Raw genomic sequence first — 24,651 nt, 5'->3', positions numbered from 1 at the left:
TAAAAACTCGTTTGGCTGAAAAATTGATTTGAAAAAATTAAAAAATTCATGTCATCCTTAAAACTAAGCGCCCTATGTGCATTATTATTCAGCCTTACTATTGGTTGTAATAATTTAGAATTTAGCCCAAATCAAAGTTTCGACAGAAACAGTCCGATAGATTTGAATGCTAAAAACATAGCCAAACTCAACAATAATATTAACAATACTGATGACACTGTTAGGTTTATTTTAACTGGTGATACCCAAAGATCTTATGATCAAGCCAGGGCTATGATTGCTGTTGTTAATAAAAATTATCCGAAATTAAATTTTGTTCTTTTAAATGGAGATATTTCAGACTTCGGACTTTTACAGGAAATGGAATGGGTAACCAAAATTTATGAAGACCTAAAAGCACCTTACATCACTGTTATTGGCAACCATGATTTGGTAGCAAATGGATTAAACACCTATAAACGTATGTTTGGTCCGTTAAATTTCAGCTTTATTTTTAAAAAGGTAAAGTTTATTCTTCATGATAACAATGGAAGAGAATATAATTTTAACGGAAAAATCCCTGATTTAGACTGGATTTCAAAAGAAATACAAACTGATAATAGTGTGAACGCTATTGTTGCAGTAGGGCATATACCACCAACTTCTACAGATTATGATGCTAAATTAAAAGACGGTTACGAAACTTTATTAAACAGCAATTCAAAAGTGGTAGCATCTTTTCATGCACACGAAAACACAAATAAAATACACTTTGCAGACTCGGGCCCAGTACCATTTATTACCTCAAATGCAGTTACTAACAGAGAATTTTTATATGTAGAAATAGCTAACGGCAAACTATTAAAATATGACCCAATATCTTACTAAAACAATAACTGCCTTATTATTTTTTGGCCTTAAATATAGTTATGCCCAAACTGCAGATACAGTTAAGCATAAATGGTTTATACCTACAAGTGCAGTTTTACAACATGCTGGCAGTATAGGTTATTTTAGTACTGGCATTGGCTATAAACTTAATAAAAGAGGTAAAAGCACCTTAGATTTACTTTACGGATTTGTACCAGCAAAATTTGGAGGAGATTTAAGTTTAATTACTGCCAAATTTGCATGGAGACCTTTCAAAATAAATGTGAAGGATTGGGCTCAAATTTACCCTGTAAATCCTGGTGTATTTTTGAGCTACCATGCTGGTGGAGATTTTGATACTAAATGGGATGATGACAATTATCCAGACGGTTATTATTGGTGGTCAACTGCTTTAAGGCCACATATATCTATAAGTACGGAGCTAAAATTAGATGCAAAAAAACTAGTGCCTAATTTACGAATAAAATATATTAGCCTTTACAGTGAGTTTAACACAAATGAATTATACGGGATAAGTTATTTTCTAAATCCGAGAGATTTAAACATAACAGGTATTTTTAAATTAGGTATTGGAACTAGGGTAACGTTCTAAATAATTATGGTGGATAAAAGTTTTAAAAACCCTTAAACTATTAAATTACTTAAGCTGTAAAACAAGCCTGACATTTTGTAATGGCTTGATTTTTGTGGAATGACAGCAGAATTGTTGTACAAAAATAAAATCAAATAATCCCAACATTTTCTTACAATTTACGTTAAATGATGTAAAGTTTCTTAACTTTGCAGACTTTTAGTTTATAGAATAGCGCAATAAATAAAATAAATGAGACAACTCAAGATTACTCAATCTATTACCAACCGTGAATCACAATCATTAGATAAATACCTTCACGAAATTGGTAAAGTTGATTTAATTACTGCCGAAGAGGAAGTTATCCTGGCACAAAAAATCAGAGAAGGTGATCAAGCCGCTCTAGAACGTTTAACAAAAACAAATTTACGTTTCGTTGTTTCCGTAGCAAAACAATATCAAAACCAAGGCCTTACCTTAGGAGATTTAATTAACGAAGGTAATTTAGGCTTAATAAAAGCCGCAAAAAGATTTGATGAGACCAAAGGTTTCAAATTTATTTCTTACGCTGTTTGGTGGATTCGCCAATCAATTTTACAAGCTATTGCAGAGCAATCTCGTATTGTACGTTTACCGTTAAACCAAGTAGGTTCTTTAAGTAAAATTAGTAAAGCATTCTCTAGGTTAGAGCAAGAATTTGAAAGAGAACCATCTCCTGAAGAATTGGCAGATACTCTAGAAACAACTGTTGAAAAAATATCAGATACTCTAAGTAACTCCGGTCGCCATGTTTCTATGGATGCTCCGTTTGTGCAAGGAGAAGAAAATACATTGTTAGATGTATTGGAAAACGACAATCCAGATACTGACAGTAATTTAATTGACGAATCTTTATCTGAAGAGATTAAACGCTCTTTATCTACACTTACAGAAAGAGAAAGAGAAATTATAGTGCTTTTCTTCGGCTTAAGCACCAACCATCCTTTATCTTTAGAAGAAATTGGAGAGAAGTTTAATTTAACTCGTGAACGTGTTAGGCAAATTAAAGACAAAGCTTTACAAAGACTTCGTCATACTTCAAGAAGTAAAATATTAAAATCTTATCTAGGATAAGAAAAAAACCCCATACAGTTTTACAAAAAAAGCAAATTGAAATCCAATTTGCTTTTTTTGTTTTGGTCTATAATGAAATTTGCTAATCTAGTTTTACAAGTTTAGAAACTTTCCCTTTACTCCCTGCCAATAACACTAATTTACCCTTTTCAGCTTTTTGGCAAACGTCAAAACTTTGGTTATCAATCTTAAGCCAGTTAAGGCCACTATCAAAAGAAATATCTGTACCAGAAGTGCCTGTTGCTAATAATTTATTATCCCCGAAATAAGCAACGCAAGATTTGTAACCAGAAGGAGCTGATTTTGATTTTCTCCAATCATCCTCGTTATTCAATCTAAAAGCAAAGTTTCCATCAGATTGTTTATCCTGTAAATAATCGCCACCAATGGCAAACACATTTTGTTTACTTATAGCTAAAGAAAAACAACCAGTTGAAGCTTTACCTTGAATTAGAGGTAATTGCTCTTTAACCCAGCTTATACCTTTATTTTGCGAAGTGTATAAGTTTGTTACCTTACCACCTGTAGCAATGTAAATTTTGTTTTTAAAAGATCTGATGCTTGTGCCTGATGCGGCAAATGCAGCTTCACCTTTCTGTAACATTATAGCGGCTTTCTCAGATATATTCTCCCAAGTTTCGCCCCCATTCTTTGTTGCTAATAATTGCATAAAACCATCAATCGGGTCCCCAAAAATAAATCCCTCTTTTTTATTTAGAAATTCCATTCCATCTAAAAATATTACCGGAGATGTGTTTTCATATACTTTTTTCCAGTTTTCGCCACCATCTGTGGTTTTTAAAATATACGCAGGAGAACCGGCGCTAACTATTATCACAACTTTAGCAGAAAACGCTTCAATATCTCTAAAATCTATTTTTTCATATCCTTTAACCTGCATCCAAATAAAAGTGTTACCATCAATGGTTTTAGCAACCCAACCGTTACTTCCGCTAAGCCAAGCAACTTTATTATTCAAAACAGACATTCCTCTAATGCTTGTATTTTTACCGCTATCTAATGAAACCGTTTTAAAAGATTGAGCCCCGGCTTTTAAAGAAAAAACCAGGGCTACATTTATTAAAAAAAATTTAAAAATGTTATTCATTTATTTAACCCGAGTCCAAGTATCAGTTCTGCCAATTAATGAGATTCCAACATACCCTCTTACGTTTAGTTTGTCATTTCCACTCATGGTAATTTTACAACTGTAAGTTTTTCCCGACTTAGGATCGTAAATTGTTCCTTCTTCCCAAGTTTTATCACTGTAAGAAAAATTTTTCAAAAACTCCAGACCTAAAATGGGTCTTGTTCTTAAACTTGTTTCAGAATTATTTACATCAGTTTTTGGTTTGCCAGCTTGAGTATTTGGACTTTTAAGCCAAGCCAACTTCCCATAATATTTATTGCCTTTTTTGTAAATCTGAATATGAGCTTCGCCTTCACTGTTTGTCCATTTTCCAATAACGGCATCAGCAGATTGTGCAAAAACTCCTAAACTTGCAAACACTATTGCAATAAAAAATATGGTCTTTTTCATGTTTTATGTTTTTTTGGAAACAATTAATAATGTAATTTATTATTTAATTACCAAGTACTATAAATATTAGCCTAAATTTTACAATTACTCTTAAAATTCAAATGATTTATAGAGAAAATTCAAAGACCTCAATTTTTAAATTTGTATGTTAATCCCATTCCTTGATAATTAAAACCCATTACCGGCGAAACAGATATATTAGTTTGGTTAGTTTTTTTATGCAGTTGTGGAATTAATATACCACAAGCTGCACCAACTCCATATCCCAACAAATTATCAGTTAAAAAATGCTTCCCAGCTCTTAATCTTTGGTAGCCCACTAAAGCCGGCACTGCTGCTGCTGCTGCCCATACATAAGGTTTTAATTTAGAATCAGGATTAAAATCACTAAACACCTTAGCTGCAAAAAATGTAGCAGCCGCTGTTGCTGTAGTATGTCCTGCAAAAAATGAACGTTGTTCGTCTTTATCTAATCTATCTTCTGGTAGTAACGATGTATTATAAACTAACGGGCGACTGCGTTGTACCAAACCGGCAGTAATGGTAAAAGACGCTGCCGCTGCCGACATTGTTTCTAAAAATAAAACGGTAATTTGGCCGTAATGCGATCTTTGATTTTTATCTATTAAAGCCACAATTGGTGCAACTGCAAATGACCCGTAAAATGGAATGTAACTATCTTTATCTGCCTTGTCTCTAAAGTTTCCAGCTGCAAATCTATCCACAAAAAAAACGTCCTCCTTTGATTTGCCTGCAAGTTCTGTAGGTGTTAAATCACTCTTGTTCTTCACAAACGTAAAACCCAAGTAAGTTAAACCCAAGCCAGCTGCAACTGCAGGACCATCATATTTAAAACTTGTTTCGTAAGGGGATGTTGATTGGGAAAATGATTGATTATTGACCATTAAAAAGGTCATAAATAAAACTAAAGAGTATTTTTTTAACATAATTTATAAAATAAATTGAATAATAAGGTTTTGTGTTTATTCCTGAGCTGTTTATTCAAATATTTTGCCAATTTAATATATCAATCTCCTAAGTAAGGTTTCTGTCTCTAAACCAAACTTCGTCTGGCTGTGCTACAAAAGAATTTATAGTTTCTATTAATTTTATTGGGGATGATTCATTAATGACCAATTCGCGGTTTATGGGTTTTAAAAAACGTTGCTCTACCATTACATCCATTTGTTTAAAGAGAAAATCGTAAAATCCATTAAAGTTTAAAACAGCAATTGCCTTTTGGTGCAAGCCTAATTGTAACCAAGTTAAAACCTCAAAAAATTCTTCTAATGTTCCAAATCCACCAGGTAATATTAAAAAGGCATCGGCTAAATCGGCCATTTTTTGCTTACGCTGGTGCATGTTTTCAGTCACAATCATCTCTATTAAACCTTTATGTCCAACTTCTTTATCCATCAAAAACTGAGGGATAACACCAATTGCTTCTCCGCCGTTTTGTAAAACTGCATCAGCAATTAAGCCCATAACACCTACACTTCCGCCACCAAAAATTAATTTAATTTGGTTTTCTGCCATTATAGCAGCTAATTCTTCTATTACTGATTTTAATTCTGCATCCCCATTAAAATTAGAACCACAGTAAACACATATTGATTTTATCATCCCTTTTATTTTAAAATACGTGTGCTGTTATAAAGGTTATGCCAATCTTGTCTATCTAATTCAATATCAAAAGCAGCAACAATGTTTTTAATTCTGCTTTTATTTCTGGTGCCAATTAAAGGAAGTGCACCCAATTTCAAAAGCCAGGCAACCGCAATTGATTCTAAATTTGTGTTATATTTTTGAGCTAAAACATCCAATTTCTCACGGATTACTACTTCAGATAAATCCATACCTACTGCAATTCTGCCTTCGGCTAAAGGCGCCAACGCAAAAGGGCGCATGTATTTCTGTTTCATATAATCTATCTGTCCGTTCTCCAAAGCACTGGTGTTTAATAAGTTTAACTCCACATGATTAGTAACAACAGGCAGTTTAAGATATGATGATAAGAGCTGATGCTGAAAAACATTGAAGTTGCTTAAGCCAACGGTTTTAATTTTTCCTTCCTGCTTCAACTTTAAAAGTTCTGCAGCTGTTTCTTCTAAATCTGTAGTGGGGTCTAAGTTGTTTAATAAAAATACATCTACATAATCTGTTTTAAGATTTATTAGCGACTGGTGCAAACTTGTTCTGATATGTTGCGCAGAGCAATCTAAATAACGTGTTTTTATATTTGGCCTAGATGGATGAGGCTCACACAAACCGGCTTTTGTAAATAAAACAATATCCTCACGCTTTACAGCACTGTTTTTTAGAACCTTACCAAATTCTTCCTCACACTTATAATTTCCATAAATATCGGCATGGTCAAAAGTGTTGATTCCTAAATCAACACAGAAGTTAAAAATTTCTTCCATTTTTTGTGGAAGGTCATTTTCTAAATCATTCCATCTGTAAAAGCCATAAACGGCTGGCGAAACTTTTGGACCTGCATCACTTAAATAAATAGGCTTCATATTGTTTGTTTTTAATATAATAATTGATGGTGATAAATTTAACGCTTTAATTGATAAAATTAATTTGTAACCTGTCAAAACTCAATTTTATTTACAAAAATTGATAAACAGAAATCCACAAAACCCGAATGCTTGAAATTAACACTATAATACCAACGCCAATAAACATCTTTTTTACGGGTAGCTTCCCAGCTAACATTGCGGCAATTGGTGCGGCTAATAATCCTCCGATAATTAATCCTAAAATAGTGCTTACATGACTTACACCTAGGATCACAAAAAAAGTGATTGCACTTGCCATGGTCACAAAAAACTCAGTTATACTTACCGAACCAATTACATATTTAGGTGTTTTTCCTTTAGAAATTAGGGTACTGGTAACAATAGGACCCCAACCGCCACCACCAAAAGAATCTAAAAAGCCACCGAAACCAGCAAGCCAGTCTGCTCTTTTTATTTTTTTAGGTTTTACGTCTTTTTTGAAAGCATGATATAAAATACGGATGCCCAATATGAGCGTATAAACTGAAATTATGAGCTTTATGTAACCGCCGAAACTCTCACCTGCCTATCCTAATAAAATAGCGCCGCCAAATGCACCCAAAACACCGGGGATTAAAAGTGTTTTAAACAACTTTTTATTTACGTTTCCAAACTTATAATGGCTAAAACCAGAAGCACCACTAGAAAACATTTCGGCAGTGTGGATACTACCTGATATTACCGCCGGACTTAATCCGCCAGAAAGCAATAATGTGGTAGAAATAACGCCATAACCCATGCCTAATGCGCCATCAACTAATTGCGCAAAAAAACCAACTGCAAGCATAAACAAAAACGCATTATCAATGTGCTGTTCAAATAACGCTTCCAGTTCTTCAAAAGAGTAGTATTTAATTACTGTAGCAACTACTATTGCAACTCCCATAATCACTAAACTTATAGTTGCAATTTTTCTCCATCTGCTTTCAGAATCGCTTGAGTTTTCTTGTGAATTGTTTGTGTAATCTTCCATATTTAGTTTTTAAAATCTCCACCAGTCTTCAAATTACCGGTGAAATGAATCTTCTATTTATTTTTCTTACGCTAAAGATTTTAACGGTGTTCTTATTTTGGCACTTCGACTCCGCTACCGTTTACGTTTTGAGTAATTAACTATTAATTAGACAATTAAAAATAGAGCCGTTTGGTCCTGCTGATTTCTTCGATATGCTCAGCATAAACTCAGTCGAAGCATAAAATCCATCACTCCCCATTTGACTCCGCTCAGGGTGGCATCCTCTTATGGAGGTAATAAAGCGTTTTAAAGCGCTCGTTTACTAACTTCTTTCTAATTCAGCAAACCATCAAATGTAATGGCTAGGTAATACAAGCCGCCCAATGTTGGCCCGCCCGCATACTGTACATATTTTGTGTTAAAAACATTTGAACCTCCAGCCTTAATACTTGCTTTTGCCTGAGGCGTGACGCTTGCCCCTGGTAAAGGCAACTGGTCATCTTGATTGATGATGGTTCCAGATAGAATGATAAAATTATTTCCTTGGGCTTTTGCGCCAAGAGATATAAGTATAAATAAAAGTGTATAATAGATATGTTTCATTTTTGATTTTCTAAAAGTTGTTATTTCTTGATTGTTCCTTTTTTTTAATTCTAAGGATCAACAACATCGAGAATCAAAGGATATATCGTAATGATGTGGTGGGTAATTTTTAATTTTCATCTTTAATAATCTACTAAACTAGTCGACAATTATACGAAGATTTTTTAAAATAAAATATAAAATCTACTGATTAAATAGATTATTATAAAACAAAAGCTAATTACCTGTTTATAATTTTGGTTATCAACACTTTAACATCTTAAATAAAAAATTAAATAAAAGATACTATTTTTGATAAAAACAAAAACACATTGCTTACTAAAAAAACTAAATACGCCATTAAAGCGCTGATTGCATTAGCGAAAAGTAAAGACAATAAGCCTATGCTAATTGCTGAAATTGCAGCGCAAGAAAGTTTGCCTAAAAGATTTCTGGAGTCTATTTTACTTGATTTAAAAAGAGCTAAGATTTTGAACAGTAAAATGGGTGCTGGCGGTGGTTATTTTTTAATGCAGCAGTCTTCCCATATTATGGTTTCAGAAATCATAAGAATTTTAGACGGACCTATTGCATTGTTACCTTGTGTGAGTTTAAATTTTTACCAGCGTTGCGACGAATGTAAAGATGAAATTACTTGTAGTATTAGAAGAATGATGCAGGAAGTTAGGGACGCTTCCATCAATATTTTAGGAAATACCAGCATTTTGGATTTAATGGTACAAGAGCAGGAAATGATTGACAAAAAAAATAGTCCGTAAAAACTTACGAACTATTCTATCATTCAAAATTCACTCCATCAAAATTAAAATCTATCTACTATAGTTAGGAGCTTCTTTAGTAATTGTAATATCGTGTGGATGAGATTCTCTGATACCAGAGGAAGTGATGCGTACAAACTGAGCTTTTTGTAATGTTTCAATATCTTTTGCACCTACATAACCCATACTGGCTTTTAAACCTCCTAAATATTGGTGCATTACTTCTGCCAAAGTACCTTTATAAGCTACTCTGCCAACAATTCCCTCTGGCACTAATTTTTTGATATCATCTTCAACATCTTGGAAATAACGGTCTTTAGAACCAGACTCCATTGCTTCAACAGAACCCATTCCTCGGTAAGATTTAAATTTACGGCCTTCGTAAATAATGGTTTCTCCTGGAGATTCATCTACACCGGCAAATAAAGAACCTGCCATAATAGAACTTGCACCAGCTGCAATAGCTTTAGCAATATCACCAGTGTGTTTAATACCGCCATCAGCAATTACAGGTACGCCAGTTCCGGCTAAACCTTTTGCTGCTTCGTACACTGCATAAAGTTGCGGCACACCAACACCAGCAATAATTCTGGTGGTACAAATAGAACCCGGCCCAATACCAACTTTAACGCCATCAGCACCAGCATCTGCTAAAGCCTTCGCTCCTGCTGCGGTTGCTACGTTTCCGGCAATTACTTGTAAATCTGGGTAAGCTGCTTTTACGGCTTTTAACTGATTAATTACACCTAATGAATGCCCATGTGCTGTATCAATTGCAATCACATCTACACCTGCTTTTACCAATGCATCTACACGTTGCATGGTATCATGGGTAACACCAACAGCAGCACCAACTCTCAATCTTCCATGCTCGTCTTTACAAGCTTTAGGGAAGTTTTTGAATTTTTGAATATCTTTAAAAGTAATTAAACCTCTTAGCTTACCTTCTTTATTTACAACCGGAAGTTTTTCTATTTTATATTCTTGCAAAATAGTTTCGGCTTGTGTTAAGGTTGTACCTTCTGGTGCAGTAATTAAATTTTCTTTGGTCATTACCTCCGAAATTTTTTGCGCCATATTTTTCTGGAACCTTAAATCTCTATTAGTGATAATTCCAACCAATACATTATCTTCAGAAACTACAGGAATACCCCCAATTTTATACTCCCTCATAATTTTAAAAGCATCGCCTACTAAAGCGTCTTTCTGAAGAATAACAGGATCTTGTATCATCCCGCTTTCTGAACGTTTTACACGCCTTACTTCATCTGCTTGAGCAGCGATAGACATATTTTTATGCAATACGCCAATTCCGCCAGCTTGTGCAATTGCAATAGCTAAGTTAGAATCTGTAACGGTATCCATCGCAGCAGAAACGATAGGAACATTTAATTTTATTTTTTTTGTGAAATAGCTGGAAGTATCAACTTCGCGTGGTAAAACTTCTGAATACGCTGGTACTAAAAGTACATCATCGTAAGTTAAACCGTCGGGTAAAAATTTATGTGAATCAAGTTGCATAGCAAATATATTAGGGTACTCTATTTGCCGCACAAAGATAGTTTTTTTTTGAAATGGAAAGAATTAAAAAACCGAATGCAGATAATTTAATAATTTGATGATATTGGTATGATTTTGAGGCTAATCATTGAAGAGTTGTAATTTAAAGCAAATTTAAGTTGATATTAATATTTGTGTTTGGTGTTTTGTTATCTTAGATTTCGATTTTTTGCCCCAAAAGCTTCGCTAATTTTTAGGATTCTTAGTGCCTGTTTAAAATTTAGCTAATCATTTGTTTATGCCTACCGCCAAGCGTCGGTCTGGCTTTTTTGGCCACAATTTCGTTAAATTTTTCGATATATTATTTTTTTAAAAAGAACTCAAGAGTGCTAAAACAATTATCGAGATATCTTCCGGCTATCTCTACAAAATTCGCCTCGTTTCATTCAAAAATAAGCCATAAATATTTTCACCATACCAATTTAATCAGGCGCTAAGAGATCCACCTATATTTCTATAATTTTTCAGAGTCTTTATAAATAACCAAGTAAAAAAAATTTTAATATTTTAGCACTTAAACTAATTTAATGCATGTCGATATTTGAACAGCTAAAAAGGGATAAAAACACCTACGAGCTAAAAAAATTTAACCAAAAAGATATTCAACAAATTTATTTTGTGCTTCAATTTAACCAAACTGGAGCATATATAATAGTTAGCGATAAAAATGGAAATGCTATAGATTTTGATTATCGTAATTACAGCGGCTTGCTTAGAAGTATTACTAAAAACATACAGCAGGCAAAAGATAAAAACAACTTTACCATAGATTGGGATAATCCAGATGGCGAAATCTTCTTACATGAGCATCCCTACCTCATCAATCCGCTTTTAGAGTGTGGCTTCTTTGTGAATTCTGATTTAAAACTAATTAAAAAGCATCAGGCTACAGCCAATTTAACATTACAAATTACCTCAAAAGAAAATGATGTTTTACATGCTAGCTTTATACTTGATATAGAAGACGTTACCAAACAGGTTTTGAAATTTAGGTTTATTACGGAAGAATATGCGCTATTGTACGAAGAAAACCTATTAATTGAAACTGCTAATATTGGTGTGATGTTTAACCAACTGGCAAATTTTAATGTAAACCAATTAATAGCCCAAGATTTACAAAAATACCTTTCTTTGGTATTCTCATATATTGATAATATCACCTTAGATTTTAATAATTACAAGGTAAACAAAGACTTACAAGCCTTAAAAGCCAAACCTATATTAGTTTTTGAAAAAGTTGATGAAGACCAAGCGCTACATATAAGAGTAGGACAAATGTTGCCAAATACTGATATTGATTTTTTAGACGATTATGACATTTTTAGGTTTGCAGTAATTAATGATTTGGAGCAAACCATTACCATAAGGCCAATAGAGCAAATTATGGTAGAAAAACATATTTACGAGATAGAAAAATTAATGCTTTCGCATTTACCTAAAGGAAAGAAAAAACATACAGGCATTGTAAAAGAAGAAAACCGATTGATAGTTCCGCAAGAAATAGCGGCAGAATTTATCTATAAAAACATCCCCAATTTATTATCAGAATACACCTTAATTGGCAGCGAACGCCTTAAGCAGTTTAAAATTTATGTAAGTAAACCAAAACTGAATGTGCAAATTGGACATGGCATAGATTTTTTAGAAGGCAGTGCCAGTTTAGATTTTGACGGGCAGCAGATTTCTCTGTTTGATGCCCTTAATCAATACCATAAAAATAAATATATTTTATTAGCCGATGGTAGCCATGCTTTGTTGAACGAAGCCTATATGCAAAAACTGCAAAGGTTATTTAAAAAGAAAAAAGATAATGTGGAAATTTCGTTGTTCGATTTGCCTTTGATAGAAGAATTAATTGAAGATAAAATAGCAGGAGAACACTTTACTAAAGCTCGCGAAGTTTTTGAAGGTTTTAACGAGTTGCAAAATACAAAAGCTAAGCTGCCTAAAATTAATGCAAAATTAAGACCCTACCAAGAACAAGGTTTTAAATGGTTACAATATTTGTATTTAAACAAACTTGGTGGTTGCCTAGCCGATGATATGGGATTGGGTAAAACATTGCAAACCATTACTTTGCTTTGTCATGTTTATTTAAAAGAGAAAACTAAAAAACCTAGCTTAATTGTAATGCCTAAATCTTTACTTTACAATTGGGAAAACGAACTTAAAAAGTTTTCGCCAGAGCTAAGTTTTTACATTTGGTATAACAACAACCGAGATTTAGAGCAAGCAAAACAACAGCAAATTATAGTAACTACCTACGCCATGGTGCGTAACGAAATTGAAATGTGAGTATTTGTATTAACGCTAAAAACTGGGGGCACAGGACTAAACCTTACCGCTGCTGATATGGTTTTTATTTTTGACCCTTGGTGGAACAAAGCAGCGGAAAACCAAGCCATAGATAGGGCGCACCGTATAGGGCAAACCAAAAAAGTTTTAAGCTATAAATTAATTACTATTGGAACCATTGAAGAGAAGATTTTGAAATTACAAGAAGCAAAAAGTACTTTATTTGATAATATTATCTCTAGCGATAGTGCCTCTTTAAAATCTATTAGTGAAGAAGATATTCAATTTATTTTAGGCAACTAAAAAAAACATAACATGAACGAAAAAGCCTTTCCTACTCAAGAATTTAAGAATTTATTAAATGATTGTACCAGAGATGAAATTGATAAATTTTGGTTTTTCCCTATCCGTAAATTTTTATCAAATAATATAAATTTATCTTGGGAAAAATCTAGTGTTATTAAAATTTTAGGTAATGTTGACTTAAAAAAAACTTTACAAAAAGTTTTATTGATAGATATTTGTACTAGGTTTTATAGCGATGAAAACGCCATAGCCTTATATTTAGATTATTTACCCAATCAGCTAAAAAACCTACTTATTAAAGCTGTTTGGACAAAAAAATTAGACAGATTAGAGATAGAAAAAATTATAGAAAAACCTGTATTAGTAGAAAATAGTTTAAAGTATTCGTGGAATGAAGATTACATTCCAGAATTAAAAATTTTTATTGGGTTTTTACAAAGTGAAAGACACTATCACAATTTCTCAAAAAAGATTGATTGCGAAAGCAAAAAATCTCACCCTGTCTATTTTTCTTTACCCACAAATTTACGTATAATACTTGCCAGGGCTGTACCTAAGCCAGATGGCTATTATTTACTACCAACAAATAACATAGATAAAGAGCTTAGTATATATAATTTTGAACCTTCCATATTTTCAGAATTTGATCTTTTAATTACTTATTATTTACAAGGCAATATAAAATACTCGGCAAAAGGAATGCCCAACAAAGCATCAATAAAAAAGATGAACAAGGTGCTACACTTAAAAGAATTTTTTCCAGATATGGATTTAAGAGTTTCTTTTATTTGCGGTTTAATTGCTGATGATTTCAAAGTAAAATCGCTTAGTTTAAGTAAAGTTGATATTTTAAAAAACTTATTCGAGTCCAATTTTTTAAGAATACCTACCGCACCTTATATTTTAAAAAGAATTAAAGGCTTAAGTTATTTTTTCCCTTCAGATTTTATTAATTTAAGTGAAGTGGTTGTGAAAATTTTTAAATCTAACAATGTAGATGGATGGATTAGTTTCAAAAATTTACTTTCATTTACCGATTCTCATTTTATAGATTTAAACCCTTTAAGAGCGTACTTTGATATTGATAGGTTATATTATACAGATGAAAATAATGATGCTTATTACATTCCATTGGGAGAAGTTAAGAACTATATAGAACATCCGTTTTTAGCTGGTCATTTATTTATTATGGCATCTTTTGGTTTGTTAGAGTTAGCACTAGACCCCACAGATAAATTAAAATACTCTGAATATGATGGTTTAAGGTATTTTAAATTCACCAATTTAGGCAAGTATATATTAGGATTAACAGACGGTTATACCCCGTTAAAAAATGAAGAAACCCAAACTCAATTACATTTAGAAAGCGATAGTTTAGTAATTAGAGTTGAAGGAAATATAGATTACGCTGATACTATATTAGAGAATTACGCCCGAAAAGTAAGTACTAATAGGTATTTATTATCATCGGCTAAATTTTTAGATAGCTGTAAAACTCATACCGATATTAAAAATAAAATAGCACTTTTTAAACAGACTATAGATATAGAACTACCACAATTTTGGGAAAGTTATTTTAACAAATTATTAGATAACAGTAAAGCCCTTAAACCAGTAAAGGATGTTTTAATTTATAAACTACCCCCTCAAGAAAAAGAACTACACAGGTTAGTTGCACAAGATGCTATCATTAGTAAATATGTAATCAAAGCAGAAAAATTTAACCTTATTATCTCAAAATTAGATTTTAATGCTTTTTGTAATAGAATGAAAGAATTGGGCTATTTGGTAAATTAAAAAAAATTACGAAAACTTTAGATTACAAATTTTTGAAATTCAATAGTTGGAAGTATCAACTTCGCGTGGTAAAACTTCTGAATACGCTGGTACTAAATTACATCATCGTAAGTTAAACCGTCGGGTAAAATTTATGTGAATCAAGTTGTATAGCAAATATATTAGGGTACTCTATTTGCCGCATAAAGATAGTTTTTTTTGAAATGGAAAGAATTAAAAAACCGAATGCAGATAATTTAATAATTTGTTAACAATAGCATCCTAACGGATTAAAAAAAGGAGAAAGGACAGTTTTAGCACATCTTTCCCTTTGCAGTATATAAAATAGCTTGCCAATTGAAGATAAAAAGGACAGAAAACTAACCTGTTCTTTTAGCTATAAATTTTTTCCACCTATATTTTACAGAGGGAAATTAATCATTAAAATTTTTCGAACAAAAACAAGAAATTTACACGGTATAATTCTCTGCTAGTTTAAATCAAAACTCCGCTAAATACTTATCTTATTCATTACAGCGGCACTTTTGGTAATACTTTCAAAAGGATTAATCTCAAAGTTTTCTTGTTCTACCAAAGGATACTTTAAGCCGGCTAATTTAGCCTGTTCAAAAATCGGTTTAAAATCAATTAAACCATTTCCAACTTCTGTATTAAGTGTTTTATCAGATTTTCTCATGTCTTTTACATGCCACATGGTAAACCTTCCTGCATAGTCTTTAAAATATTTTAAAGGATCGTTATTAGCTCTAAACATCCAATATAAATCCATTTCAAAATCCACCAAATTGGGATCTGTTTCTTGTAGCAAAATGTCATAACCATTGGTTCCGTTTAAATCAAAAAACTCGATATCATGGTTATGGTATGCCAATTTCAAACCAGCATCTTTAACTATTTTACTAGCTCTATTAACTTTTTGAGCAAACATTTTTGAACTTTCAATACTTTTAAAAATCTCTGGATTGATATAAGGAATTGTCACATAATCTTGCTTTAAAATTTTAGCTGATGCGATGTAAGATTTTAAAATAGTATCATTCTGAGTTTTTTCCCATCCTCCAAAGTCAAAATGAGAGCTTGGAGACGTTAAATTGTATTGATCTAATAAGTCTTTAAATTTTTCTGGACTTAAGCCGAAATAACCGTTTTTATCAGAAAAGCCATATCCTTCTACATAAGAATAACCGGCTTTTGCAATTTGAGCAATTACATTTTCTACCCCTTTAGGGAATTCATCTTTTAATGAGTAAAGTTGTATCCCGAATTTTTTGGTTTGTGCTGTTGCTGCACATCCTAAATAAGGTAATAAAGCCGCTCCGGCGGTTACCAAACCAATTTGCTTTATAAATATTCTTCTTGAATTGCTCATTTTTTAATTTTTTAAACGTCACAAATTTGTATTGCTTTTGCTAATGATGCTACCTTGTCTTCTTTTTTAGGAATAAACTCTTGCGCAACATAGCCTTTAAAACCTGTAGCTAAAATTGCCCTCATAATTGCTGGATAATTTAGCTCTTGCTCTTCCTCTATTTCATTTCTTCCGGGTACGCCAGCAGTATGGTAATGCGCAATGTAAGGATGAGAAGCTTGAATAGTTCTAATCACATCTCCCTCATCAATTTGCATGTGATAGATGTCATATAATAATTTGAAATTTTCTGAACCCACTCTTTTACAAAGCTCAACTCCCCAAGGCGTTTTATCGGCAAAATAATCTTTATGGTTTATCTTACTGTTTAGTAATTCCATTACTAAAGTCACCCCATGCTTTTCGGCTAAAGGCGTCAATTTCTTTAAGCCTTCGGTACAGTTTTTTAATCCGGTTTCATCATCCATTCCTCTTTTGTTTCCGCTAAAGCAAATCAGGTTTTTATATCCAGCCTTAGCCACCATCGGAATCATTTCTGTATAATTCTGAATTAATTTTTCATGAAATTTAGGCTCTGCAAAACCATCCACTAAATTAATTTCGGCGCCATTACACATGCTAGAATCTAAGCCGTGTGTTTTTAAAATGTCCCATTCTTTAGGGCCAACTAAATCAATAGCTTTAATACCTATGTTTTTAGCAACTTTACAAAGCTCTTCTAAGGTTAAAAAACCAAAAGTCCACCTGCAAACCGCGTGGTTGATATTTCCTTTAAGCATATAAGGCAAATTTTTATCTGGCGTTGCAAATGAGGAAAGCATTCCTGCTGTTGAGATTGCTGCAGAACCAGCAATGATATTTTTAATTACTTGTCTTCTGTTTTGCATCATTAACCCTCCTTAACTTGTTTATTTTCTTTAAAAAACACAGCAAATATCACCATTACTGTAGCCGCAATACCCGCTGGAATTAACCAAATGGTATTCCAATCAAAAGTAGTTTCTGTTATTTTATAAGCATCGGTAATTTTGCCAGCTACCCAAAAACCAATTAACATTCCTAAACCATAAGTGGCTAAAGTGATTAAACCTTGAGCAGCACTTTTGATTTTTTCGCCAGCCCTAGCATTAGTATAAATTTGGCCTGATACGAAGAAGAAATCGTAACAAATACCATGTAAAGCGATACCAGCAATCAGCATAAATGTTAATTCGCCTGCGTTACCATAAGCAAATAAGCTGTACCTAATTACCCAAGCTAACATCCCTACTAAAAGGGTGTATTTAAAACCGAATTTTTTAAAGAATATCGGTAGCGAAAGCATAAATAACACTTCAGAAATTTGCCCCAACGTCATTTTACCAGTTGGGTTTTCTAAACCGATGTTTGCTAAAAACGGGTTTGCATTTTGATAATAAAAAGCCAGAGGGATACAGATTAAAATCGATGATAGAAAGAACACAAGGAAATCTTTACTTTTTAGAAGTTTTAAAGCTTCGAGTCCTAATATATCTGATAATGTTACTTTTTCGTTTTTATCAACTTTTGGAGGTGTTTTTGGTAAAAAGAAGCTTAATAAACCCAGAATTACTGATGCACCGCAAGCCAATAAGAAAGTGTTTTTTAACAAGCCAGATTTGATACTTTCTGCAGCATCCCAATGAAATAAATAACTGATTGACAAGCCCGCAACAATCCAACCCACAGTTCCCCAGACTCTTATGGTTGAAAATTCCTTTTCAGGATCTTTCATTTGGTTAAATGATATAGAATTTACTAACGCTAGTGTAGGCATATAAGCAATCATGTAACCTAAAACATAAGGATAAAAAGTATCAAAATCAGTTGAATTATACATTTGATACATTAAAAGCGCACCAATTAAATGCAGAATTCCTAAAATTTTCTCAGCATTAAAATACCTATCGGCGATAAGCCCAATAATAAATGGGGCGATGATAGCACCTAAAGATTGGGTTGAAAAAGCAGCACCGGTTTGTGCGCCAGTTGCATTTAAGTTGCTTCCTAAAAATGTTCCTAAGGTTACAAACCACGCTCCCCAAATAAAAAATTCGAGGAACATCATTAAAGATAATTTGGTCCGATTTAAGCTGTTCATTTATATATAAGGTTTAGGTTGGTTATTTTATAAAGTTTTTATCAAGATGTTTCGATACCACACTTCATCCCCATGATCTTGAAATACTATTTTCCCAGATTTAAATTTACCGAAATCTGGCATCGATTTAAACTTGCTAGCAGCCACCATTTTGTTCCAAGCATCGTCCCACATCATGGTTTCTACTACTTTTACTCCGTTTAAATGAAATTCTAATTTGCCTTTATTCAAAATAATTTCGGCCTTATTCCATTCGCCAGCTGGCTTTACAGTTTCTTTGCTACTTGGTATTAAATCATACAAATCACCTGCTCTGTGTTTAAAAATCTTGGCATCTGGGTGTCCTTCATTGTCTAAAACCTGCATTTCTGGTCCGGTAAAGTAAGGTTGAGGATACTTTTTAGCATCATCATTCACATTAAACATCACTCCACTATTTCCATTTTTCGCAATCTTCCATTCGTATTTTAAATGGAAATTTTCATAATCAGCATTGGTAACTAAATCACCTTTTTCGGCTTGTTCTTTAACGCTTGGGTCAAAATGAAGGATTTTATCTTCAACTGTCCAAGCTTTTCCAACAATTGTTTTTCCGTAGGTATGCCAGCCATCAGTACTGTTTTTGGTTACTAAATTTTTAAAGCTACTTTTTTGTGCTGAACAAGCTGTTGATAAAGCTATTATACAAGCTAAAACGAATGTATTTCTCATGATTTTATTTTAAAGTGAAGATGTATTTAACCATTTCTTCAGCATCTTGCTGATTAATTTGTGGATGAGCTGCCATCGGGATTTCTCCCCAAACACCTTTACCGCCATTTATAATTTTACCCGCTAACATGGTCACGTTCTCCGGGGTGTTATCATATTTTTTAGCAACATCTGCATAAGAAGGGCCGATTAACTTTTCTTGTTCTTTATGACAGCCCAAACAATCAGAAGCAGCAATTAATTGCTGACCTTTTAAGTTTGCTGTTTCAGTAGCAGTAGTTTCTTTCGTTTCTTCCGATTCCTGTGTGGTTTGCGTTCCGCCACATGCAACTAAAAATGCGCCTATCAGGCATAATCCTATATATTTCTTCATGGTAATTAATTTTATAATCCTAAAAGTTTGTTATTAAAATTTTGATTTCCGCCAGCTTGTACAAAATCATCAAAAACTCTTTCGGTTACCCTGATGATATGGTCTTTAATAAATTGAGCACCTTCTTTTGCGCCATCTTCTGGGTGTTTTAAAGCGCATTCCCATTCTAAAACTGCCCAGCCTTCAAAATCGTATTGAGCCAATTTGCTAAATACTGATTTGAAATTTACTTGTCCGTCTCCTAATGAGCGGAAACGTCCAGCTCTTTCTATCCAACTTTGGTAACCAGCGTAAACACCTTGTCGTCCGGTTGGATTAAATTCGGCATCTTTTACATGCATCATTTTAATGCGCTCGTGGTAAATATCAATGAATGCTAAATAATCTAAACATTGCAATACAAAGTGAGATGGATCGTATAAAATATTTGCTCGTTGATGTTGATTTACATTATCTAAAAACATTTCGAAGCTAATCCCATCATGCAAATCTTCACCAGGGTGCAGCTCATAACAAAGGTCAACTCCGTTTTCTTCAAATTCATTTAAAATAGGTAACCACCTTTTTCCTAGTTCTTTAAAACCAGTTTCAATTAAGCCCGGAGGCCTTTGTGGCCATGGATAAACATAAGGCCAAAGCAAAGCGCCACTAAAAGTAACGTGGGCGTTTAAACCTAAATTTTGAGAAGCTTTTGCAGCATATTTTAATTGTTGAACTGCCCATTTTTGACGTTCTTTTGGGTTTTTATGCAATTCTGCAGGAGCAAAGGAATCAAACAAATCATCATAAGCGGGATGAACTGCTACTAATTGCCCTTGTAAATGGGTTGATAATTCTGTGATTTCTAAACCAGCAGCGTTAACTTTTCCTTTCAATTCATCGGCATAAGTTTTACTTTCTGCAGCTAAATTTAGATTGATAAATCGTTCATCTAATGTTGGTAATTGTAAGCCTTTGAAACCTAAATTTTTAGCCCATGAACAAATGTTATCCAAATTATTGAATGGCGCTTCTTCTCCTACAAACTGAGCGATAAATAATGCGGGACCTTTAATTGTTTTCATTATTTCTTTTAGATATGAGATTTAAGACATGAGAGCTTATCATGTAAGTTAAATTGCCTAATTTATAATTTTTTAATACCTATAGTGGCTTTATGCTTTCTGCTTTTAGCATTCAACTTTTAGTAAGTCCAACCATTTCTCTGATGATTTGCCAGAGGCGATAACCGTTTCTATAAAAGCCATTCCTCTAACACCTTCCTCAATGCCTGGGTAATCTAAAGATTCTTTTTTAGGCTCCGCCTGATTTTGAATGGCCAAAATATGCTCAGCAAAGTTTTTATAAATGTTGGCGAAAGCTTCTAAATATCCTTCGGGATGGCCCGATGGTGTTCTGGTATTATGTTGTGCAAAAGAGCTTAAATATCCGCTGCCAGTTCTTAAAGTTTGAGCAGGCTCGTCTAACCACTTAATAGTTAACGTATTGGCATCAACTTGTTGCCATTCTAATCCGCCTTTTTCGCCATAAACCCTAATTTTAACATTATTTTCTTCTCCTGCAGCAATTTGAGTAGCCATTAAAACACCACTAGCTCCGTTATCAAATTTCAATAAAACAGCTCCATCATCATCTAATCTTCTGTTTTCTATTACGATGTTGATATCGGCGCAAAGCTTTTGAACCCTTAAACCAGTCACATACTCAACTAGATTAAAAGCGTGGGTTCCAATATCGCCCATGGCACCAGCAATACCACTTTTTGATGGATCAGTTCGCCAATCTGCTTGTTTACTTTCAACAGCAGTGCTTAACCAACCTTGTGGATACTCCACATAAACCTTTCTTATTTTACCCAATTTGCCAGCAGCTATTTGTTGTTTAGCTTCTTTAACCATTGGATAACCAGTATAAGTATGGGTTAAGCACAATAGATTTCCCGTTTTTTCTTGAATCACTTTTAAAGCGAGTGCTTCTGCCAAGGATAAAGTCATGGGTTTATCTAAAACCACATGAAAACCATTTTCTAAAGCCATTTTTGCAGGCTCAAAGTGTAAATGATTTGGAGTAACTATGGCAATAACCTGAATTCTTTCGTTCGCTGGCTTTTCTTTTTCTTGTAGGATAAGTTCCTGATAAGATGGATAAATTCTGTTTTCATTTAAGTCTAATTCCTTGCCAGTTTCTAAAGATTTTTCTAAAGAGCTACTAAATGCACCGCCAACTAATTCATAACGATTATCCATTCGGGCAGCAATGCGATGGATGGCTCCAATAAATGAACCTGGCCCACCGCCAATCATTCCTAATCTTAATTTTTTCATTAAATAGATTTAAAAAGCGTTATAAATAAACAGGATCACCTTTTTTGTAAGGGATGCAAGCATCATATCTGCCTGGCACTTCTACATATTTAAGCACCTTTGTTCCGCCAACTTCTGATGTAAAAAAACCTAAAAGAGTTAATTCCTTCAACATTCTAAAATAATGTGGCTTTTCTTTATTAGCTTCATCTTCTGAGTATTTTTTCTGTTCAGCATCTAAAGCGGTAAGCATGGTTTTTCTTTGCTCAGCATCTAAATCTATGAAAGATGATTTGAATTGAGTTTGAGCAGATTCATTAATAGTTTTTAATCCACTTAAAAATATTTTTTGATGATCTGGAGTATAACAATCCTTCACCATTATTGCCATAAATGCACCAGTTTTTGCAGCTTTAGCACCCGGAGTTTTAGTCTCAGGAATTATGGTTTCGGCAATTTCATCCATCATTGCAACATCATCGCTGTTAAAAAGGTCGTTCACCATTTCTGGTGTAGATTTGCAACCAGCTAAACTAAATATTTGGCTTCCTATAACGGTTCCTCCTAGCAATAAAGCAACAGAGGAAAGGGCTTCTCTTCTATTCATTTTTCAATTTTTTATTAAACACTTTGTTTAGACAATGCTTTGTATCTATAGATTCATTTTCTTTAGTTCAGAAACGGCATGGTCAACTGCTCGGGCAGTAAAAGCCATATAAGTTAAAGATGGGTTTACGCAGTTACCTGAAGCCATAAAAGAACCATCAGTTACATAAACGTTTTTTGCATCCCAAACTTGATTGTATTTGTTTAGCACCGAAGTTTTTGGGTCTTTCCCCATTCTTGCGGTGCCCATTTCGTGAATGCCTTGTCCAAAACCGTAACCGTTATCATTAGCTTTCACGTTTTTAATTCCGGCTTTTTCTAACATTTCTTTAGCATCATCCATCATATCTTTTCTCATGCTAATTTCGTTTGCCTTAATCTCAGCATCTAAAGCCAAGACAGGAAGTCCCCATTTGTCTTTAACGGTTTTATCCAAGAAAGCTCTGTTTTCATGATAAGGCAAAATCTCTCCGAAACCAGTCATTCCAATCGTCCATTTTCCTGGTTCAGATAAAGCTTCTTTAAGGTCTATGCCTATGCCTAGTTCTGCAATATTTCTATTCCATCCTTGTCGGCTTGCACCTCCCTGATAGCCAAAACCTCTGATATAATCTCGCTTTTCGCCATTCATATTTCTAAACCTTGGGATATAAATTCCGTTAGGTCTTCTGCCATAATAGTATTTGTCATCATATCCTTCGGCTTCGCCAGATGCGCCAGCTCTAAAGTGGTGGTCCATTAAATTATGGCCCAATTCTCCGCTACTACTTCCTAAACCGCCTTCCCAAACATCAGTTGCTGAATTCATCAAAACCCAAGCAGAGTTTAAAGTAGAAGCGCAGAGGAAAATCACTTTGGCTTTATATTCTATAGTTTGGTTGGTTTGTGCATCTAAAACCTCAACACCGGTTGCTTTCTGGGTATCCTTATCATATAATATTTTGGTAACGATAGAATAAGGTCTCAAGGTAAGATTTCCTGTAGCAACGGCGGCTGGTAAAGTGGATGATTGTGTACTGAAATATCCACCAAAAGGACAACCTAAATCACATTTATTTCTGTATTGGCAATTGCTTCTCCCAGGTAAAGGGCCTGTAACATGGGCAACTCTACCAATAATCATTTGACGTTGGTTTTTGTATTCGCTTTTTATTCTGGCTGCAACATCTTTTTCAACGCAATTTAAATCCATTGGAGGTAAAAACTCGCCGTCAGGTAAATGTTCTAAACCTTCTTTAGAACCGCTAATGCCAGCAAATTTCTCTACATGGCTATACCAAGGAGCAATTTCATCGTACCTAACAGGCCAATCAACTCCAAAGCCGTCTTTTGCATTGGCTTCAAAGTCCATATTGCTCCAACGATAGGTTTGGCGTCCCCACATCAAAGAACGACCACCAACATGATAGCCTCTAAACCAGTCAAAACGTTTTACTTCTGTGTAAGGAGATTCTTTCTCGTTAACCCAATAGTTTAGGTTTTTTTCTGATAAAGGATAATCTCTTTTTAAAACAGGATAGTTGCTAATCATTTCTTGCGTACGTCCGCCACGATGAGGAAACTCCCAAGGTGCTTTGGTAGCATTTTTATAATCTTTAACATGTTCTATGTTTTCTCCACGTTCTAACAAAATGGTTTTTAAACCTTTTTCTGTAAGTTCTTTGGCTGCCCAGCCTCCAGATATACCGGAACCTATCACGATGGCATCGTAGTTCTGTTGTGACATTTATTATGAAGTTTCTAATTAGGTTTAAAAAAGTCTTTAGTAAGTGAATTTAAGATGAATAAATTTATAATCTATAAAACAACTTAATTTTCTCACTTCCTAAAGATAGTATTAAAAGAGCTGAAATTACAAATTTTAGACCCCATTATTCTTAAATTTTACTACCCCAAAAGAAGGATATTATTCAATAAAAAGGCATTAAAATCATCCGGTCATCAAACTTTAAGATTTGATAAAAAGAAGAACTAATTAACTTAGAAAATTTCTTATCCTTGAGCCTCAAAAATCACCTTTCTACTAATTCTTTTACGTTATCTCCATAAGCATCAACCTTGTCTGCTTTCATTTTTTGTAACATATTCATAACTGTCCGAACAAATAATATACAAAAAAGGCCTGTATAATTCTAATTTTGAGTTGCGAAACCCAAAAAAAAAGAAAAAATACGGGCCTGATGACAAAAGTACAAAAGAAAGTAATACAATCATTAATAAAGCAATCGGGTAAAAATT

At 33.7% G+C, this 24,651-nt stretch carries 23 protein-coding genes and 1 pseudogene; 7 read left to right on the top strand and 17 right to left on the bottom strand.

The genetic code is table 11. The features are described from left to right. The first annotated feature begins 48 nt into the window (after nt 1-48). From ACFSSE_RS15585 to ACFSSE_RS15575, 3 genes are all read left to right on the top strand, one after another. Nucleotides 49-867 carry a metallophosphoesterase family protein gene (locus ACFSSE_RS15585; RefSeq protein WP_379042175.1) on the top strand — a complete coding sequence of 273 codons (819 nt, stop codon included), beginning with the start codon at nt 49-51 and terminating at the stop codon, nt 865-867. Further along, nucleotides 848-1,462 (top strand): hypothetical protein, encoded by a 615-nt coding sequence (locus ACFSSE_RS15580; RefSeq protein ID WP_379042173.1) that lies wholly within the window; start codon nt 848-850, stop codon nt 1,460-1,462. Before ACFSSE_RS15585 ends, ACFSSE_RS15580 begins: the two co-directional genes overlap by 20 nt. 231 nt (nt 1,463-1,693) lie before the next feature. Next, nucleotides 1,694-2,554 carry a sigma-70 family RNA polymerase sigma factor gene (locus tag ACFSSE_RS15575; protein WP_379042171.1) on the top strand — a complete coding sequence of 287 codons (861 nt, stop codon included), beginning with the start codon at nt 1,694-1,696 and terminating at the stop codon, nt 2,552-2,554. Between the two features lie 82 nt (nt 2,555-2,636). Here ACFSSE_RS15575 and ACFSSE_RS15570 read toward each other — a convergent pair whose 3' ends face one another. The 7 genes and pseudogenes from ACFSSE_RS15570 to ACFSSE_RS15540 form a co-directional block, all read right to left on the bottom strand. After that, nucleotides 2,637-3,662, bottom strand: coding sequence for a WD40/YVTN/BNR-like repeat-containing protein (locus ACFSSE_RS15570; protein ID WP_379042169.1), 1,026 nt, complete (start codon nt 3,660-3,662; stop codon nt 2,637-2,639). Further along, entirely contained in the window at nt 3,663-4,094 is a 432-nt protein-coding gene (locus ACFSSE_RS15565; protein ID WP_379042167.1) for a DUF2147 domain-containing protein, read from the bottom strand. 128 nt (nt 4,095-4,222) lie between these two features. Further along, complete coding sequence (locus ACFSSE_RS15560; RefSeq protein WP_379042165.1) at nt 4,223-5,041, bottom strand: phosphatase PAP2 family protein; 819 nt, start codon at nt 5,039-5,041, stop codon at nt 4,223-4,225. Nucleotides 5,042-5,129: 88 nt separating this feature from the next. Then, the gene (locus tag ACFSSE_RS15555) at nt 5,130-5,717 is read right to left on the bottom strand and encodes an LOG family protein (protein ID WP_379042163.1); all 588 of its coding nucleotides are present in this window, start codon (nt 5,715-5,717) and stop codon (nt 5,130-5,132) included. A 5-nt stretch (nt 5,718-5,722) separates the two neighbouring features. After that, the gene (locus tag ACFSSE_RS15550; RefSeq protein WP_379042161.1) at nt 5,723-6,616 is read right to left on the bottom strand and encodes an aldo/keto reductase; all 894 of its coding nucleotides are present in this window, start codon (nt 6,614-6,616) and stop codon (nt 5,723-5,725) included. A gap of 91 nt (nt 6,617-6,707) precedes the next feature. Then, nucleotides 6,708-7,445 (bottom strand): annotated as a pseudogene (locus ACFSSE_RS15545) (sulfite exporter TauE/SafE family protein). Between the two features lie 501 nt (nt 7,446-7,946). Continuing rightward, nucleotides 7,947-8,216 carry a hypothetical protein gene (locus ACFSSE_RS15540; RefSeq protein WP_379042159.1) on the bottom strand — a complete coding sequence of 90 codons (270 nt, stop codon included), beginning with the start codon at nt 8,214-8,216 and terminating at the stop codon, nt 7,947-7,949. A gap of 311 nt (nt 8,217-8,527) precedes the next feature. Between ACFSSE_RS15540 and ACFSSE_RS15535 the strand changes: the two genes are divergently transcribed. Continuing rightward, nucleotides 8,528-8,974, top strand: a complete 447-nt coding sequence (locus ACFSSE_RS15535; RefSeq protein ID WP_379042157.1) for an RrF2 family transcriptional regulator — start codon at nt 8,528-8,530, stop codon at nt 8,972-8,974. A 51-nt stretch (nt 8,975-9,025) separates the two neighbouring features. Here the strand turns inward: ACFSSE_RS15535 and guaB are convergent, their stop codons facing one another. Then, nucleotides 9,026-10,495, bottom strand: a complete 1,470-nt coding sequence (guaB, locus tag ACFSSE_RS15530; protein ID WP_379042155.1) for an IMP dehydrogenase — start codon at nt 10,493-10,495, stop codon at nt 9,026-9,028. A 570-nt stretch (nt 10,496-11,065) separates the two neighbouring features. Here guaB and ACFSSE_RS15525 point away from each other — a divergent pair. From ACFSSE_RS15525 to ACFSSE_RS15515, 3 genes are read left to right on the top strand one after another with little or no spacing between them, the layout of a single operon-like run. Then, a complete protein-coding gene (locus ACFSSE_RS15525; RefSeq protein WP_379042153.1) occupies nt 11,066-12,829 on the top strand; it encodes an SNF2-related protein in 1,764 nt (587 codons plus the stop codon). Between the two features lie 57 nt (nt 12,830-12,886). Next, on the top strand, nt 12,887-13,132 hold the full coding sequence (locus ACFSSE_RS15520; protein WP_379042151.1) for a hypothetical protein: 246 nt from the start codon (nt 12,887-12,889) through the stop codon (nt 13,130-13,132). Nucleotides 13,133-13,144: 12 nt separating this feature from the next. Beyond that, on the top strand, nt 13,145-14,932 hold the full coding sequence (locus ACFSSE_RS15515; RefSeq protein ID WP_379042149.1) for a hypothetical protein: 1,788 nt from the start codon (nt 13,145-13,147) through the stop codon (nt 14,930-14,932). A 490-nt stretch (nt 14,933-15,422) separates the two neighbouring features. On the opposite strand, the gene ACFSSE_RS15510 is transcribed toward ACFSSE_RS15515, so the two are convergent. The 9 genes from ACFSSE_RS15510 to ACFSSE_RS15470 form a co-directional block, all read right to left on the bottom strand. Then, entirely contained in the window at nt 15,423-16,301 is an 879-nt protein-coding gene (locus ACFSSE_RS15510; RefSeq protein ID WP_379042147.1) for a sugar phosphate isomerase/epimerase family protein, read from the bottom strand. A gap of 11 nt (nt 16,302-16,312) precedes the next feature. After that, nucleotides 16,313-17,191: a hydroxypyruvate isomerase family protein gene (locus ACFSSE_RS15505; protein ID WP_379042145.1), complete on the bottom strand. Its 879-nt coding sequence runs from the start codon at nt 17,189-17,191 to the stop codon at nt 16,313-16,315. Next, a complete protein-coding gene (locus ACFSSE_RS15500) occupies nt 17,191-18,420 on the bottom strand; it encodes a nucleoside permease (protein WP_379042143.1) in 1,230 nt (409 codons plus the stop codon). Before ACFSSE_RS15500 ends, ACFSSE_RS15505 begins: the two co-directional genes overlap by 1 nt. A 27-nt stretch (nt 18,421-18,447) precedes the next feature. Next, nucleotides 18,448-19,131, bottom strand: coding sequence for a 3-keto-disaccharide hydrolase (locus ACFSSE_RS15495; protein WP_379042141.1), 684 nt, complete (start codon nt 19,129-19,131; stop codon nt 18,448-18,450). A 4-nt stretch (nt 19,132-19,135) separates the two neighbouring features. Beyond that, nucleotides 19,136-19,504: a c-type cytochrome gene (locus ACFSSE_RS15490; protein WP_379042139.1), complete on the bottom strand. Its 369-nt coding sequence runs from the start codon at nt 19,502-19,504 to the stop codon at nt 19,136-19,138. A gap of 11 nt (nt 19,505-19,515) precedes the next feature. After that, nucleotides 19,516-20,568, bottom strand: coding sequence for a sugar phosphate isomerase/epimerase family protein (locus ACFSSE_RS15485; RefSeq protein WP_379042137.1), 1,053 nt, complete (start codon nt 20,566-20,568; stop codon nt 19,516-19,518). Between the two features lie 105 nt (nt 20,569-20,673). Further along, nucleotides 20,674-21,828, bottom strand: coding sequence for a Gfo/Idh/MocA family protein (locus ACFSSE_RS15480; protein WP_379042135.1), 1,155 nt, complete (start codon nt 21,826-21,828; stop codon nt 20,674-20,676). A gap of 19 nt (nt 21,829-21,847) precedes the next feature. Next, a complete protein-coding gene (locus ACFSSE_RS15475) occupies nt 21,848-22,414 on the bottom strand; it encodes a gluconate 2-dehydrogenase subunit 3 family protein (RefSeq protein ID WP_379042133.1) in 567 nt (188 codons plus the stop codon). A gap of 45 nt (nt 22,415-22,459) precedes the next feature. Next, nucleotides 22,460-24,139, bottom strand: a complete 1,680-nt coding sequence (locus tag ACFSSE_RS15470) for a GMC oxidoreductase (RefSeq protein ID WP_379042131.1) — start codon at nt 24,137-24,139, stop codon at nt 22,460-22,462. Nucleotides 24,140-24,651 lie beyond the last annotated feature (512 nt).

Source organism: Pedobacter alpinus (assembly GCF_042684645.1).
Lineage (GTDB): Bacteria > Bacteroidota > Bacteroidia > Sphingobacteriales > Sphingobacteriaceae > Pseudopedobacter > Pseudopedobacter alpinus.
Note: the sequence above shows the minus strand (reverse complement) of the source record. Positions and strands in the feature narration are given on the sequence as shown.